The organism is Bartonella sp. AA83SXKL (assembly GCF_042196965.1).
Lineage (GTDB): Bacteria > Pseudomonadota > Alphaproteobacteria > Rhizobiales > Rhizobiaceae > Bartonella.
The window spans coordinates 59,216-74,692 of the sequence record NZ_JBHIRG010000005.1 but is presented as its reverse complement, the minus strand read 5'-3'; the positions used below and the strand labels follow the sequence as shown (position 1 = coordinate 74,692).

Here is a 15,477-nt window from a genome sequence, read left to right as displayed (position 1 = left end):
AAAAACTATGAAAAAATCTCATGTGTGCATTGGAAATATGACATATAGAAAATCTAACATTGTACGCAAGATATTGGGGGTGGTGCTTTTGGGAAGCACCTGTATGTTAGCGGGATGCCTCTTTAAAGAGAAAAATACCCTTGATCCATCTGCTTATGTTTTGAAAATAGAGCCACCAGATGTTTTATATAATCAGGCGCTTGCTAGCCTTGAAAGTGGGCGGCTTGGGGACGCATCGAAGAAGTTTTTGAAGATTGAAAAACAGTACGCTTATACAGACTGGGGACGTAAATCTTTGGTCATGGGTGCTTTTACTAATTATCGACTCGGAAAGTATGATGATTCAATTAGTATGGCTCAACGCTATATTACTCTTTATCCAGGGTCGACTGACTCGGCTTATGCATACTATATTATTGGTCTTTCTTCTTTCCGTCGGATTCCTGATGTTACGCGTGATCAACGTGACACGAAACGTGCTATTGCTGCTATGCAGCTTCTTATAGAGCGTTATCCTAATTCTGAGTATGTCAAGGATGCTAAGGATAAAATCCGTTTTGGTCGCGAACAACTGGCTGGTAAAGAAATGCAGATTGGCCGTTATTATGAAGAGGGACGGCGCTATCTTGCGGCAAGTAGACGGTTTCGTACCGTGGTTGAGGAGTATTCTGATACAAATCAAATTGAAGAAGCACTTTTCCGCTTGACTGAAGTTAATCTTGCTCTCGGCTTAACGGCGGAAGCACAGACGGCAGCAGCTATTTTAGGACGTAATTATCCCAAAAGTGAGTGGTATAAATTTTCTTATAATCTCTTGCAGAAGAATAAAATATCGCCACGTGAGCATAAATCTTCTTGGATCTCAAATGCTTTAGGTGGTGACAAGAAGAGGATACGTTGATTCTCTATGTTGGTACAGCTTTCGATTCATAATATTGTTTTGATCGAAACGCTCGATATTCATTTTACAGCGGGGTTGACGGTTTTAACTGGAGAAACGGGTGCGGGGAAGTCTATTCTCCTTGATGCTTTATCACTTGCTCTAGGGGGGCGGGGTGATGCTTCGCTTGTGCGTCATGGGGCTGACCGCGGGCAGGTCACAGCTGTTTTTGATGTGTCTGTTTCACATCCTGCACGTCAACTTATTCGTGAGAATGGTCTTGATGATGAGGGTGATATTATTTTACGACGTGTGCAATCAAGTGATGGACGTAGCCGTGTTTTTATCAATGATCAGGTGTCTAGTGTTGCATTGATGCGGAGTGTTGGCCGTTTGCTGGTTGAAATCCATGGACAACATGATGATCGTGCGCTTGTTGATGTTGCTACACATCGCCAATTATTAGATGCCTTTGGTGGTCTTGAAGATGAAGTGGAAAATTTGCGTCAGTGTTATCACTCATGGCGTGAATTTGAGGAGCGTTTGCAACGGCAGCGTCTTAAAGTAGAGAGTGCTGTACGGGAGGTTGATTATCTTCGTGCGTGTGTAGAAGAGCTTGAAAAGCTTGATTTTAAAGTTGGTGAAGAGGAAGCTCTTTCTCTTCGTCGTGCTGATATGCTTAAATTAGAAAAAATAGCAACAGATATTAAAGAAGCGGATGATCTTTTAACGGGTCAAAAATCACCAATCCCAGTGCTTTCTAATTTGGTGAGGCGTTTGGAGCGGAAAATTCCTGAGGCGCAAGAACTTATTGCACCTGTGGTGAAATCTATTGATGAGGCATTGCATGCACTTGCAACAGCACAAGAAGGTATTGAGACGGCAATACGAGCATTAGATTTTGAACCTGATGAATTGGAACGGATAGAAGAGCGTCTTTTTTCTCTTCGGGGTTTTGCTCGTAAATATCAAGTTTCTGCGGATGAATTGATTCAGTTACGCGATAAAATGGACGCAGAACTCGCTGATTTTGAAGAGGCTCAGACTATATTGACACGTTTTGAAGATGAGGCAGAGCAGGCAAAGAAAAATTATGATACATTGGCGCAAGCCTTAACAATAAAGCGTCGGGAGACAGCAAAGCATTTATCTGAAAGTGTTATGGCTGAGTTGCCGGCATTGAAGTTAGAGAGGGCTGAATTTATTGTTGAAATGCAAAGTGATGTGGAAAAGCGGAGTGCAGAGGGATGTGATCGTATTGAATATTGGGTGCGGACAAATCCTGGAACACGTGCTGGGCCGATGCTTAGTGTGGCTTCTGGCGGTGAATTATCTCGTTTTTTGCTGGCATTAAAAGTTGTTTTATCTGATCGAGGATCAGCACCGACGCTGATTTTTGATGAAATTGATACAGGTGTTGGGGGGGCTGTTGCAGCGGCTATTGGGCAACGGTTGCAACGCTTATCAGAACATGTCCAAGTTTTCGCTATTACGCATGCTCCACAGGTTGCATCGAAAGCGCATGGTCATTTTCTTATTTCAAAAATTGAGAGTCATGATAAAGGACGCTTTGTTACTGCGATTCATAAAATGAAAGAGCATGAGCGTGCAGAAGAAATTGCCCGTATGTTGGCTGGAGAACAGATTACTGAAGAAGCGCGTGCAGCGGCTCAAAAGCTTCTCGCATAAAGGTAATTAGTCAGCGATAAAAATACTAGAAAGCTTATATTTATTGAGATTCACTTGATGAGGAGGCGTGGGAGGCCCTTGTGGCAGCGCTTGTAATTTGGAATAGATTTTATGAACAAAGATGCATATAAAAATCTCACAGCTGTTGAAGCAGAACGTGAATTAGAGTGGTTGGCAAAAGAGATTGCACGTCATGATGTGCTTTATAATCGTGATGATCAGCCTGAAATTTCTGATGCAGAATATGATGCTTTACGTCGTCGTAATGCAGAAATTGAAGCTCTTTTTCCAGAGCTTATACGTATTGATTCTCCTTCACATAAAATTGGAGCAGCAATTTCTGAAAAATTTGAAAAATCTGTTCATGTACAGCCTATGCTTTCACTTGATAATGCGTTTAGCTCTGAAGATGTTACTGAATTTGTTGAGCGTATTCGTCGTTTTTTACGGCTTCCAGAAACACAAGTGTTGGAAATAACAGCGGAGCCAAAAATTGATGGTTTATCTTTGTCTTTGCGCTACGAAAAGGGGCAGCTTGTGCGTGCGGCAACGCGTGGGGATGGAACTGTCGGTGAAAATGTGACGGCAAATGCCCGAACAATTGCTGATATTCCACAAGTTTTGCAAGGTGATTTTCCTGATATCATTGAGGTGCGTGGTGAAGTTTATATGGGGCGGGAGGATTTCCAAGCACTGAATATCAACCAACAAGAGAAGGGCAAGTTAACCTTTGCCAATCCTCGAAATGCGGCGGCTGGTTCTCTCCGTCAGCTTGATTCACGGATAACCGCTAGCAGAAAACTTCAATTTTTTGCTTATGCTTGTGGTGAGGTGAGTGAAATATTGGCAGAAAGTCAAATGGAGATGATGAAAAAGCTAAAAGAGTATGGCTTTGTTATCAATCCATTAACAAAAGTCTTTAAGACAGTAGAAGACATTATTTGCTATTATCACGATATCGAAGAATGCCGTCATTCTTTAAGCTATGATATTGATGGCATTGTTTATAAGGTTAATGATTTGATGCTCCAAAAGCGCTTGGGGTTTGTTTCTCGTTCGCCGCGTTGGGCTATCGCCCATAAATTTCCAGCAGAAAAAGCGATAGCGCTTTTGGAGAATATTGACATTCAAGTTGGGCGCACGGGAGCTTTGACACCTGTTGCACGTCTTACGCCTATTACTGTTGGTGGAGTGGTGGTGACCAATGCTAGTTTGCATAATGAGGATTATATTAAGGGAATTGGTCATAAAGGAGAGCCCATTCGTGAAGGGCGTGATATCCGTGTAGGCGATACCGTGATTGTACAACGCGCTGGTGATGTGATCCCTCAAATTGTTGATATTGTCGCTGCAAAGCGTCCAAAAAATGCTTCTACTTTTGTGTTTCCTCATCTGTGTCCCGTGTGTGGGAGTCATGCTGTTCGTGAAGTGGGAGAAGCCGTGCGTCGCTGTACAGGGGGGCTTATTTGTCCTGCACAAGCAATTGAACGTATTCGTCATTTTGTTTCACGCAATGCTTTTGATATTGAGGGCTTGGGTAAAAAACAGGTAGAGTTCTTTTTCCATGTTCAAGATGAGGCGCTTTGTATTCATACACCAGCCGATATTTTTACTTTACAACGGCGCCAAGAAAAATCTTTGATACGTTTGGAAAATATGGAAGGTTTTGGTACTGTTTCAGTGCGGAAATTGTATGATGCCATTAATGCGCGCCGAGAAATTCCGTTGAGTCGTTTTTTGTTTGCATTGGGGATTCGTCATGTTGGCGAAGTGAATGCACGCCGCCTTGCACGCGCTTATAAAAATTATACAGCTTTTGAGACTGCGGCTATGGAAGCACTTATGCCATGTGATAAGGAAAATGAAGAAGGAAATGAGGCTTGGATAGAGCTTACCAATATCGAAGGAATTGGACCACAGGTAGGGAGCGCAATTGTTGATTTTTATCAAGAAGCGCATAACCGTGAGATTTTATCTGTTTTGCTTGAAGAAGTAATACCTCTTGATGAGGAGCCTATCATAGCAGATTCTTCACCAATAGCAGAGAAGATCATTGTTTTTACAGGAACTTTGGCGCATATGTCACGCGATGAAGCAAAAGCATTGGCAGAGCGATTAGGGGCTAAAACATCTGGTTCACTTTCTAAAAAAACAGATCTTCTTGTTGCAGGACCTGGAGCGGGCTCCAAGTTGGCTAAAGCTGAGGAATTAGGTGTTGAGGTTATCGATGAAGAGGCTTGGCTACAGCTGATTGAGAAACATAATGTTTAGAGGGATTTTTCCAGAAGATCGTATGCTGTTTGTATGATTATCTCTCTTACATTTTTGGGGGGATGAAATCAAAAAGGGGGATAATAGGGGCTGTTTTTTGCAAAAACAGAGCGCCATATATTTTGATATTTATTAAGTTATTAAAAATGATTAACGTTGAACTTAAATATTAAACTTAAACTATTATGATGAAGAATATACAAGGTTATTATTAGTAAAAGATATAAATTATTACTGTGAAGAAAGGTAAAATTTTTGAACAAATATGTATAATTTAATCCAAAATGCCGTAATAAACCAATTATAATGACGTAATAGAAATATAACGCGGAAGATTACAAAATATAATAAAACATTCCGCTATAAATGAATAAGGGATATAACTGCGAGTTGTTTATTATGTTGAATTTATAAAAGATTACTGGTATCTATGCTTATCAGGCATTATTAGATGGTACACTTGTCCAATTTCATTACAAAATTTCGGATATTCGCTAATGCGTCTAGCAGCATAATTTTTTTCTGACTTCCTTCATCTCTCTCAAATTTCTCAGCATAGGAAATTTCGTTTATTAGAGCTAGTATTTGGACTGAGAATATTTCAGAATTAAATACCATTCGTGCATATCTAAACATTGGATCTGTCGAGTTCATGACCAAATTTTTTGCCCAAATGAAATCGCTTTTTTTCCAATTATATTGAGAACGTAACTTATGTATGTAGGTAGGTAGGGATAATGCTGAAAATTTTTTATTATACTCTCTCTGTAATAAGTCCACAAGGCATGCACACCAAACAACTTTCGCATGGATAAGATTTGTATTTTCAGGAATTAGCACTATCATACCAGGGGTTAGAACATGATATACACCATAACTCTTATTATCCAGATATTTTTTCGCAATTTCTAGACGCTCTTCATATATATTATCAGGATATTGTGTCTTTACGTACTCTTCGTATAATTTATCGTACTTATTTGGAGTAATGACTTGATTTTCAGAAAATACAGCAATAGGAACTCGCTTAAATTTAGTAATTTCCTTCAATACAGAAGGCCCAATATAGTATCCAAAAATAATATTATGGAACAAAATAAAACTATATGCATTAGGATAATCACTTTATTTCTAAAATACTGGATAAGGATATAGCTTATTAAGATCTGTGCTTAAGATTTTGTTAACTAACAAGCTATAAGATACACGCTTTATTGTGTCTTTTTCAAAGTATTTGTGAAATTTTGTAGAGAGCTTGAATCTCCTTTATTTATGTGACTGTTTTTGTGTTATGTAGTTTTTCATATACTCTGTTATTGTTGTTAATTTTTTAGCTGAATGACATGTTCAGGTAAAAACATATACCTCCATATATGTTGTTTTCATACTGTACAGTTGGAAACTATTTATATTGTGGATAACGTTTTTCAACAATAAGTAATAGTCTAGAAAATAATATTGTACTGTTAACTATGCAAATAAATAAAAAACCTTAACGCTGATGTTATCATCATACTCTTTCTTTTAAATTCTAAATACTTAACTTTTATTTCATAGCAGATTCTATTTTATTTTAGCAATATGTATTATAAGGAATTACAGCTGTTGAAAATAACTCAAGAATTTAAAAATATAAATTATCATTATGAAGCAAACAAAAAGGTAAAATTTATTCGAATAAATATGCAGAATTTTTGAATCCAAACAGCGTAATAAGCTGGTTATAATAGGTGTTTTAGAAATACGATGCGGAGGATTACAAAATATAACGAAAGTTTCCATATAAAAGAAATAGGGATATAATAATGCCTAGATGGAGATCGCCAAGATAAGTATTACCACGTATAGGTGTATCTCATCTTGCTTCACCGAGGTTAGCGTTTACCGTACCAGCAAAAAACTTGAAGTATCTTGTAGAAATATTTTTTGTATTTCCTGATGCAGATACATATTTTTCCCTTAAAAAGAGAAGATCCTGTGTTTTGTAGAAAGAGTAAAAGTTATACGTTGCTTCATTTAAAGGGGCATTGTTGCTTCTTTTGCCCATTTTTTATCTTCTTCGTTCAAGTAAGGTGCATTCATCTGATAAACGCGCGCATGGTAATCATTAAGCCATTGCCGTTCTTCTTGTGTCAAAAGCTCTGGAAGGATTAACCGTCGATCAATGGGGCAAAGTGTGAGTGTTTCGAACGAGAGCATTTCTATATCTCCACCATCAATTTTTTGTGCTGGCTTCACAATCATCAAATTTTCAAGACGGATACCAAAAGCGCCTTCGCGGTAATAGCCTGGCTCGTTTGAAAGAATCATACCGGAGATGAGTTCTTGGCACCCTTTGCGAGAAATATTTTGCGGTCCTTCATGGACAGAAAGATAAGATCCAACACCATGACCGGTGCCATGAGCATAATCAAAACCAGCTTTCCACAATGCAATGCGTGCAAGAGAATCAAGGTCTTGTCCTCGTGTGCCTTTTGGAAATCTGATAGTTGAAAGAGCAATCATGCCTTTGAGAACAAGCGTAAAACAGTGTTTTTCTTCTTCTCCAATATTCCCAATTGCTACGGTGCGTGTGACATCAGTCGTACCATCACGATATTGTCCACCTGAATCAACGAGGTAAAGTTCACCGGCTTTGAGTTGTTTATTTGTTTGCGTTGTTACACGATAATGAATAATGGCACCATTTTCTCCTGCTGCTGAAATTGTATCAAAAGAAAGATCTTTAAGTTTTTCTCCCATTTCTTTTGCTGTATTTATGCGAAATTTTTCTAATTTTTGAGCAGCGGAAATTTCACTTATTGACCCTGGTATTTGTTTATCTAACCAAGAAAAAAAACGGGTTAGGGCAACACCATCGCGTAGATGCGCTTTGCGTGTGCCATTGAGTTCTGTGTCATTTTTAATGGCACGTGGTAGAGCAGCAGGATCAGTAAGTGTGATAAAAGAGCTATTTTTTTCTTCAATAACAGTTCGTAATTTTTCGCATGTTAGCTGTGGATCTAAGGCAAACACTGTCCCTTTTTGAACATACTCTTTGATCTTGGGAATAAGCTGTTCTGGTTCATATAATTTTGCATAACGTTCTAGATATTGTTTCTGTTCTACACCAAGTTTTTTGCTGTCAATGAATAAAGCTGGTGTTTCGTTAAGTGGAATGAGAGCAAAACAAAGGGAAAAAGGCGTGTTGGAAACATCATTGCCCCGTATGTTGAATGTCCATGCAATGGAAGAGGGGTCTGTAAAAATAAAAGCATTTGCATGAGTTTGCTGTATATCTTTGTAAATCAAAGCGAGTTTTTCATTTGTATCGCACCCAGCATATTTGAGAGGGTGAATTGATAAGGCAGATTGTGGTAATTTTGGTTGATTATGCCAGAGCAGATCAATGGGATTATGTTGAACTTCTACAAGTTTTCCACCTGCTTTCATTTCTAATGCATTTCTCAATGCATCGGTGGCAGCAATCGTGTGGAGCCATGGATCAAAGCCAATAGAAAGTTTTTGACCATTTTTTTCAAGCCATTGTGAGGGAGGACAAGTTATGAGATCTTCATAATTAAAAATATCAGGATCAGTTTGTTGGCGAACTTGGAGCTTATATCGCCCATCTGTAAATATGATGGCTTTGTTTTTTAAAATCAGTGCAATCCCAGCTGAGCCAGTAAAGCCGGTTAACCAGCTAAGACGTTGAGCATGAGGGGGGACATATTCTCCTTGATGCTCATCGCACCGCGGAACAAGAAAACCATCGAGTCCAAGGTGATTGAGTTTTTTACGAAGGCAAGAAATGCGTTCTGCTGCATAAGCAGGATTTGTTGTCGCCTCAAAAGATTGATACATAACGACGTCCTTTTCTTTTCTTTTATTTTATTTCAGGTGTATCGTAACCCATCCTTGCCGGTGGTATGTTTCGATATGCTTCAGTCCTTGTTTTATATAAGTCTCCAAAACATGGGCATGTTGTTCTTCAAGAATTCCAGAGAGTATAAGTGACCCCTCTTTTTGAAGTGCCGTTACCACTTCTTGCGCAAGTTCAATAAGCGGATTAGCAAGGATATTGGCAACAATGAGATCAAAAGGGGCTCGTGATGCAATTGCATCATGGGCAAAACCTGTTGCTGTAATAGCTGTAACATATTCATTGACATCATTGAATTCGATATTGTGTTGTGCAACTTGAACAGCAATTGGGTCAATATCGGATGCAAGCACAGTAATTGGTTTGAGCATTGCTATGCCAATGGCTAGTACACCGCTCCCAGTACCAAGATCAAGGGCATTTTGGGGATTTTCGTGTTTCATGACTTTGGCGATCATTTCTAAACAACCGGCTGTTGTTCCATGATGTCCGGTGCCAAAAGCTTGATTAGCTTCAATTTCAATAGGGAGAACATTTGCTGGAATGGCGTTTCGGTTGTGACTTCCATGAAGGAAAAAAGGACCAGCTTGCACAGGTTTTAGTCCTTCTAGGCTTTTTTGTACCCAATCAATGTTGGGTAAAACTTCCATATTAATTTTATCAAAATCTATAGAAAGAATTTTGGCAAAACGTTTCAATGCGTTCTCTTGATTGTCTTGATCGACATATAGAGAAAGCTCATATACAGCATTTTGTTCATCTATCTCTGTAAGAGCAAGAGGATAACCTTCTTCGTCAAAGGCTGTTTCTATAAGGGTATAGAACCGTTCTGCTTCATTTTTAGAAGCAGTATAATAGAGGCGAATTTGTTGCGACATGCTGTTCTTTCTTTTGATCGGCTTTTTTAGTTTAAGATGAGTTTTTTTAACCGTTCAATGGCGATTTCATCTTTTAATTCGCTATCGCTTTCTTTCGTGTCATAACGGATAACGCCAGCTAATTTTCCACCTTTTTTGAGTAAAAAAACTGCTGCTGTATGGTTATATGTATAGTTTCCATCTGTTTCAGGAACTTTTTCAGCAACGATGTTGAAAGAATTGACCATTTTATGAACTTTATCAGGATCTCCACTAATGCCAACAATTTTATTGTTAAAATTACTGAGATAATCATGGAGTACTTTTGGTGTGTCACGTTCAGGATCAACAGTCACAAACCATATACCTAATTTATCAGCTTCAGGACCAAGGGCTGTAAGCCATCGATCAAGATTCATCAGTGTGGTAGGGCAGCTTTCAGGACACATAGTGAAGCCGAAAAAAATTATTGAAGGCTTGCTTCGAACATCAGCCTCAGTAATATTTTTTCCATTAGAATCAGTGAGAGTAAAGTTATCACCTAAAGGCTTATTTGTCAGCGTATCATAAATAAAAACACCTGCAAGAAATATGATTGTCAGCCCCAAGATGCGTATTACATTTTTCATAGTTTGACTCTCTTAGATAGATCGAGAAATTGTAACATCGGCAGGTTTGTTTTGCAATGTTTGTTTCATGGTTGATTTTATTGGCTTTATTGGTATGTCTTTCCATATCTATTGATGAAACATTGGTGAAAGATGTATGAATATTGAGAAATATCTTCGATTTCATGAAAGTGAGCCTCGTATCCATACGACAGCGCGGCTGCATGGTTGTAAATTAGGGCGCTATGTGGAAATTAATGAGCGGGTGATTTTACGGGATGTAACCGTTGGAGATTTTTCTTATTTAGAGCGTAATAGTGAGGCTATTTATAGCGATATTGGGCGCTTTTGTTCTATTGCATCTCATGTACGGATGAATGCGTTGGAGCATCCTATGGAGCGCGTTTCAACGCATAAAATAACCTATCGTCCAAACGAATATTTTCGTTATATGGCATTAGATAGTGGTTTTCGTGAAAGGCGTTGTGCAAAACGTGTTATTATTGGGCATGATGTGTGGATTGGATATGGTGCGGTTATTATGCCTGGGGTGACAATTGGTCATGGCGCTATCATTGGCGCGAACGCTGTTATAACGAAAGATGTTTTGCCATATACGATTGTTGTTGGGGTGCCTGCTAAACGGTTGCGGATGCGTTTTCCCAATCATGTCATAGAATGCCTTTTAGATATGGCTTGGTGGGATTGGCCGCTTGATAAAATTCACAACGCATTGCCTGATATGCAAAATTTGCCCATTGAAGCTTTTGTTCGTAAATGGAAATGACATTCAGAATAAAATAAAGTGGTTTCTTGAAAAAACTGATCGTGGTTTACTTGTAATTAAGCTTTGTTTACAAAATTGTCTAGTACACGCTTTTCTCCGGCTTTTTCGAACATTATTGTCAATTTATGATCGTCTATTGTTGTAATACGACCATAACCAAATTTTATGTGAAAAATCCGATCATTGACAGAAAAATCTGATGGTACATGAGAGATTGATTGAGAGATAACTTTCCCTTCAATATTCTTGTTTTTTTGTGCACGCTTTTGTCTTGCTGTTGCATAGTCATTATAAAAGGAATCGTGATGTTGAAAGGAAGATTTTCCATAACCACCATAGGATGTTTGCATTTCTACAACTTCTATATGTTCTGCTGGTAATTCATCTAGAAAACGGGAGGGAAGAGCAGGTTGCCAAAGTCCATGAATTCTTCGATTCGATACAAACCATATATGCAAATGTTTTTTTGCTCTTGTTAGACCTACGTAAGCAAGACGCCGTTCTTCTTCTAATCCTGAAAGTCCACCTTCATCTAATGAGCGCTGGTGGGGAAAGAGTCCTTCTTCCCAACCTGGAAGAAAAACTGTTTCAAATTCAAGCCCTTTGGCTGAATGAAGTGTCATGATGTTGACTGCATCCATATTTTCATTATTTTCCGTTTCCATAACGAGTGCAACATGTTCCAAAAAACTTTGAAGATTTTCAAATTGTTCCATGGAACGAATCATTTCTTTAAGATTTTCTAGTCTTGTAGGAGCCTCTGGTGAACGATCTTCTAACCACATGGTTGTATAACCAGAATCATCAAGGACGATCTCGGCAAGTTCTCTATGAGGAGTGTCTTGAAGCATATTTTGCCAGCGGCGGAAGTTTTCAATAAGGCTTCGTAACGCACTGCGTGCCTTAGGCTTTAATTCATCTGTTTCAATGATGTCAGCGGCAGCAGAAAAGAGAGGAACAGCACGTGCACGTGCACTCTCATAAAGAATGCGCAGGGTTGCATCTCCTATGCCGCGTTTCGGTGTATTAATAACACGCTCAAAAGCTAAATCATCAGTAGGTTGGACAACAACGCGTAAATAAGCCATGGCATCACGTATTTCCATTCGCTCATAAAAACGAGGACCACCAATGACGCGATAATTAAGGCCAAGTGTTACAAAGCGATCTTCAAATTCACGCATTTGAAATGATGCGCGTACCAATATAGCCATATGATTTAATGCATGACCGGTTTGTTGTGCGCGTTCGATTTCTTCTCCGATTGCTCGAGCTTCTTCTGCCGAATCCCATGCTGAATGAATTTTTACCTTTTCTTCCTCACTCTTTATTTGAGCAGAAAAAAGGACTTTTCCCAGTCTTTCTTCATTATGAGCAATGAGATGGGAGGCGGTTTTAAGAATATGAGATGTTGAGCGATAATTGCGTTCTAGACGAATAATTTTAGCAGAAGGAAAATCTTTTTCAAAACGTAATATGTTTTCGACTTTTGCACCACGCCATCCATAAATGGATTGATCATCATCACCAACACAACAAAGATTAACATGTTGACCTTGAGGATGTTGGGCCAAAAGGCGAAGCCAAAGATATTGTGCTGTATTTGTATCCTGATATTCATCGACAAGAATATAACGAAATTGAGAATGGTATTCGCGAAGAATATCTGGATTATGTTGGAAGATAGAGATAGAATGAAGTAGAAGGTCACCAAAATCACAAGCATTAAGATCTTTTAATCGATTTTGATAACTGTGATAAAGTTCACGTCCCATGCCGTTACCAAAGGAATGAGCATCACTTTTTGAGATATGTGTTGGTGAAAGTCCTTGATTTTTCCAAGAATCAATCATCATGGCAAGGTTTCGTGCGGGCCAACGCTTATCGTCTAATCCTTCAGCTTGAATAAGTTGTTTTAAAAGTCGAAGAACATCATCGCTATCGAGAATTGTAAAGTTTCTTTTTAAATCAACAAGCTCTGCGTGACGGCGTACAATTTTAGCTCCAGTGGAATGAAAGGTTCCAAGCCAAGGCATACCTTCAACAACTTCTCCAATAAGTTCACCAATACGTATTTTCATTTCACGTGCTGCTTTGTTGGTGAAAGTGACAGCAAGTATTTGCTGAGGAGAGGCAAGTCCAGAGCGTAAAATGTGAGAAATACGGGTTGTTAAAACGCGCGTTTTTCCTGTACCAGCACCTGCAAGAACTAAAAGAGGTCCCTTAGTATTCATAACAGCTTGTTGCTGTTCTGGATTGAGTTGTTCTAAATAGTCTGTGTTATATGATTTTTGTTCTTTTAGAGTATGGGAGAAAAAACCAGAGCTCTTCTTATCATGGTCTGGAGGGGAATCTTCTTCAAAGAAAGGTATGGTGTGATCAGAAAAATTACTCATTATCTCTCTTTTGTAGTCTTTTTTTTATTGAAGTTCTAGATTAAAAAAACTCCTCTTAAAAAGTCACAACAGTTTCAGTTGAATAGACAGAAAGAGAACGTAAAAAAATAAGCACAAACATTAAAGGCGTTGGGTGAGAACGCTTTGAAGGGCATAAACGCGTAACGAAGCTGAAAGATTTACTTGTTGTGGTCTTTTGCTATCAATATCGGTGATAATAAAGGCTAAAGATTGTCCTTTTTTGCGGGCTATATCTTTTAGAATATCTAAAAATGGTGGTTCTAAAGAGACGCTTGTTGCGTGTCCATCAACGCGAACAGATATCTTTCGTGGAATGACTTTTGACCAATCGATAGAATTATTTTCGTGCATTTTTCCACCTTTATTCGTCGTTTCGTAAACGATTTTGATCAAGAAATTTTTGCATTTTTAAAGATTTTTGCTGCTCAAAATTTTTTTCAGTTTTTGTTCGTCCAAAACGATAACGATTTTGCTCAGCACAAAGAGATTTTTCTGTACGTTTTTTTTGTTTTCGAAATTGGCGAAGATTAATCAATTCAGTCATGAAAAAAATTATTTTTTCCGAAAGGAATCTAAAGAGACAACATCAGCACTTTGATTTTGTTTTGCATCGTTATTTGAAGGTTCTTTATTTGTACTGAGATTTTGTTCTTTTGTAAGCGTATTTTCTATTTTTTGTTTGTTTGATAAGGTAATGGGCGTAGTTGAGGTATTTTCTGAATTTTCACTTTCTCCAGAGGTTAGATTTGAGGGCAGATCAAATGCTGCTTCAAATGCTGCTACAGGATCATAAAAGACCTGAATGGAAGTAAAAGGAATCACGAGCTTTTCGGTTATTTCCCTGAAAGAGAGGGTTACTTCGAAAGCTGTTTCTGAAACACTGAGATCTCTAAATTGATGTTGTAAGACGATTGTCATTTGCTCGGGATAGCGATTTTTTAGCCGAGGAGAAATTTTAACGCCTGGGGCATTTGTCAAAAAAGTTATAAAAAAATGATGATTTCCCGGAAGACCTGCTTTGGCAACTTCCGATAAAACTTTACGGATAACTCCACGAAGCGCATCCTGAACGAGAATATCGTAACGGATTTGATCTTTAACCATCGAAGTTTATTCCTTTTATTTCACGTAGCAGAATGGGGCGTATTGATATTGTGTGATAGAATATATTTTAAATTAGCAGATTTTTTCTACGATACACCTCAATAAATCGAATAAATACGAAACTCTATGGTAAATAATGTCTGATAATGTCTGAAAGATCAATCAACAACATTTAAAAAAGTGAAGGCTTCTGTTGCCAGGTGCCTCCGAACCCCGCTTAAACCTGCGACGGTTTAAGACTTAAATTGAAACATTCACACCACCTTAAGCGGCGAGACGTGCTTCCGCATAGTTGTCATTTGCAACTACTCATTTAGCCCGATAACGGTGGTACAATGCCGAGTAAAAGAGCGATCTTTACACCCTTGTCGATCCTATTTCGCCCCCACCAAAATATAACTTTGGTTTCTTATATTTTGGTGGAGGCGCCGGGTACCGCCCCCGGGTCCAATAGGTTTATTTCATCGTCCATTTATTACCATAGCTGGTAAACCAGCACTCTAAATATAGATGAAGAACAGTCTTAGGAAAAGGGGGGGTTGTTAATATTTTTAATCCTCTAATTATTTATGGAGCTATATGGTGCGGCTGTAAAATATAGTCCGCTCATTTTTGGAGAGGAGATGATGCAAAATGACAAATAATTTAGCAGATATTAAACTATATGATTCAAATCCCGATGAAGCAGCAGTAGAACGACTTAGCCGTCGTTTAGCTTTGGTGATGAAAAAGCAGGATGCAGCGCTTGTTGCTACGTCGGATCCAAAAGAGTTAGAACGTGTTGAAAAATGGGTTCAAGATGTTTTAGAAGCTGATGAGAAGAGTGCTAAAATGGCTGTTTCAAAAGTGGCTGAGATGATGTCTGGAGAGCGTAGAAAAAGTCGTATGACTTTCTATTATCTAGTTGCTAAGCAACTTAATGCACTTCATAAAATTTAAACAATATTAAATTTGTGATAATGATAAAAAAAGCCCAATTTCTTGGGCTTTTTCGTTGATAAA

Annotated in this window: 13 protein-coding genes and 1 other RNA gene; 5 read left to right on the top strand and 9 right to left on the bottom strand. The window is 38.5% G+C overall.

All coding sequences use genetic code 11. The features are described from left to right. Positions 1-7: 7 nt before the first annotated feature. The 3 genes from ACFINO_RS03965 to ligA all read left to right on the top strand — a co-directional run bounded on the left by ACFINO_RS03965 (position 8) and on the right by ligA (position 4,840). Positions 8-901: an outer membrane protein assembly factor BamD gene (locus ACFINO_RS03965; protein WP_375632987.1), complete on the top strand. Its 894-nt coding sequence runs from the start codon at positions 8-10 to the stop codon at positions 899-901. 6 nt (positions 902-907) lie between these two features. Further along, positions 908-2,569, top strand: coding sequence for a DNA repair protein RecN (recN, locus tag ACFINO_RS03960; RefSeq protein ID WP_375655100.1), 1,662 nt, complete (start codon positions 908-910; stop codon positions 2,567-2,569). Positions 2,570-2,680: 111 nt separating this feature from the next. Then, on the top strand, positions 2,681-4,840 hold the full coding sequence (ligA, locus tag ACFINO_RS03955) for an NAD-dependent DNA ligase LigA (RefSeq protein WP_375655099.1): 2,160 nt from the start codon (positions 2,681-2,683) through the stop codon (positions 4,838-4,840). A 447-nt stretch (positions 4,841-5,287) separates the two neighbouring features. Here the strand turns inward: ligA and ACFINO_RS03950 are convergent, their stop codons facing one another. The 4 genes from ACFINO_RS03950 to ACFINO_RS03935 all read right to left on the bottom strand — a co-directional run bounded on the left by ACFINO_RS03950 (position 5,288) and on the right by ACFINO_RS03935 (position 10,188). Then, entirely contained in the window at positions 5,288-5,890 is a 603-nt protein-coding gene (locus ACFINO_RS03950; protein WP_375655098.1) for a hypothetical protein, read from the bottom strand. Between the two features lie 966 nt (positions 5,891-6,856). Continuing rightward, entirely contained in the window at positions 6,857-8,683 is a 1,827-nt protein-coding gene (locus tag ACFINO_RS03945; protein WP_375655097.1) for an aminopeptidase P family protein, read from the bottom strand. 27 nt (positions 8,684-8,710) lie between these two features. Continuing rightward, positions 8,711-9,580: a 50S ribosomal protein L11 methyltransferase gene (locus ACFINO_RS03940; RefSeq protein ID WP_375634617.1), complete on the bottom strand. Its 870-nt coding sequence runs from the start codon at positions 9,578-9,580 to the stop codon at positions 8,711-8,713. Positions 9,581-9,606: 26 nt separating this feature from the next. Continuing rightward, complete coding sequence (locus tag ACFINO_RS03935) at positions 9,607-10,188, bottom strand: SCO family protein (RefSeq protein WP_375632977.1); 582 nt, start codon at positions 10,186-10,188, stop codon at positions 9,607-9,609. Positions 10,189-10,324: 136 nt separating this feature from the next. Here ACFINO_RS03935 and ACFINO_RS03930 point away from each other — a divergent pair, with 136 nt between their 5' ends. Then, positions 10,325-10,954 (top strand): DapH/DapD/GlmU-related protein, encoded by a 630-nt coding sequence (locus tag ACFINO_RS03930; RefSeq protein WP_375655096.1) that lies wholly within the window; start codon positions 10,325-10,327, stop codon positions 10,952-10,954. Between the two features lie 56 nt (positions 10,955-11,010). On the opposite strand, the gene ACFINO_RS03925 is transcribed toward ACFINO_RS03930, so the two are convergent. From ACFINO_RS03925 to ssrA, 5 genes are all read right to left on the bottom strand, one after another. After that, positions 11,011-13,350: an ATP-dependent helicase gene (locus tag ACFINO_RS03925; RefSeq protein ID WP_375655095.1), complete on the bottom strand. Its 2,340-nt coding sequence runs from the start codon at positions 13,348-13,350 to the stop codon at positions 11,011-11,013. Between the two features lie 120 nt (positions 13,351-13,470). Continuing rightward, positions 13,471-13,722 (bottom strand): ribbon-helix-helix domain-containing protein, encoded by a 252-nt coding sequence (locus tag ACFINO_RS03920; protein ID WP_273788067.1) that lies wholly within the window; start codon positions 13,720-13,722, stop codon positions 13,471-13,473. Between the two features lie 10 nt (positions 13,723-13,732). Next, a complete protein-coding gene (locus tag ACFINO_RS03915; protein ID WP_375612011.1) occupies positions 13,733-13,915 on the bottom strand; it encodes a DUF4169 family protein in 183 nt (60 codons plus the stop codon). Between the two features lie 8 nt (positions 13,916-13,923). Beyond that, positions 13,924-14,475, bottom strand: a complete 552-nt coding sequence (locus tag ACFINO_RS03910; protein ID WP_375636796.1) for an SspB family protein — start codon at positions 14,473-14,475, stop codon at positions 13,924-13,926. A 179-nt stretch (positions 14,476-14,654) separates the two neighbouring features. Next, positions 14,655-15,011, bottom strand: a transfer-messenger RNA (tmRNA) gene (ssrA, locus tag ACFINO_RS03905). 97 nt (positions 15,012-15,108) lie between these two features. Between ssrA and ACFINO_RS03900 the strand changes: the two genes are divergently transcribed. Beyond that, positions 15,109-15,414, top strand: coding sequence for a DUF2853 family protein (locus ACFINO_RS03900; RefSeq protein WP_375618238.1), 306 nt, complete (start codon positions 15,109-15,111; stop codon positions 15,412-15,414). The last annotated feature ends 63 nt before the right edge of the window (positions 15,415-15,477 follow it).